Origin of the sequence: Acidovorax sp. NO-1 (assembly GCF_000238595.1) — a bacterium.
Taxonomy (GTDB): domain Bacteria; phylum Pseudomonadota; class Gammaproteobacteria; order Burkholderiales; family Burkholderiaceae_C; genus Acidovorax.
On sequence record NZ_AGTS01000113.1, the window covers coordinates 1 to 491 of the forward strand.

Sequence of the window (491 nt, forward strand, 5' to 3'; positions counted from 1 at the left end):
ATGAAAATAACGTGGATCTGTGAAATTTTGACCGATTAATTTAGAACCAATCACTTCATTTTTATCATTATATATTAGACTTCCATCCGCGTTATCCTTCATTACCGCTTGTGCAATACCAGTAACAATAAGCGGATATACAAGTCCGCACAACACTAAAAATGTAAAAGTAATACGGATAACCGGTGATAGTATACTTTGTTTCTTCGCCATCTCTTTCCCCTCTTCCTTATATAAACAAGCCGACAATCATATCAATTACTTTAATTCCAATGAACGGTACAATCACTCCGCCAAGCCCATAAATAAGTAGGTTTCGGCCAAGTAGTGCATTTGAACTCATCGGTTTATATGCGATACCCTTCATCGCTAACGGAATGAGTAACGGAATAATAACTGCATTAAATAGTAATGCTGATAAAATCGCTGACAGTGGTGATGTTAATTTCATAATGTTTAATGCTTCCATTTGCGGAATCGCAAGTGTAAAC

General features: G+C 36.3%; 1 protein-coding gene and 1 pseudogene. Both read right to left on the bottom strand.

The annotated features are described in order from the left end of the window. Nucleotides 1-213 (bottom strand): potassium-transporting ATPase subunit C (locus tag KYG_RS23990; RefSeq protein ID WP_139019415.1); only part of this gene is annotated, 213 nt, incomplete at its 3' end. Nucleotides 214-229: 16 nt separating this feature from the next. Continuing rightward, nucleotides 230-491 (bottom strand): annotated as a pseudogene (locus KYG_RS23995) (potassium-transporting ATPase subunit B); the annotation flags it as partial.